This window comes from Duganella lactea (assembly GCF_009857505.1).
Classification (GTDB): domain Bacteria; phylum Pseudomonadota; class Gammaproteobacteria; order Burkholderiales; family Burkholderiaceae_D; genus Rugamonas; species Rugamonas lactea.
Genome location: NZ_WWCP01000129.1, coordinates 1 through 255 on the forward strand (window position 1 = coordinate 1; position 255 = coordinate 255).

1 rRNA gene is annotated in these 255 nt (G+C 55.3%); it reads right to left on the minus strand.

The features are described from left to right. Window positions 1–255: ribosomal RNA gene (locus GTP44_RS28525) — 16S ribosomal RNA — on the minus strand; the annotation flags it as partial.

Genomic DNA, 255 nt, shown 5'->3' on the forward strand with positions numbered 1-255 from the left:
GTGGCTGGTCGTCCTCTCAGACCAGCTACTGATCGATGCCTTGGTAGGCCTTTACCCCACCAACTAGCTAATCAGATATCGGCCGCTCCACGAGCATGAGGTCTTGCGATCCCCCACTTTCTCCCTTAGGACGTATGCGGTATTAGCGTAACTTTCGCTACGTTATCCCCCACTCCTGGGTACGTTCCGATATTTTACTCACCCGTTCGCCACTCGCCACCAGAGCAAGCTCCGTGCTGCCGTTCGACTTGCATG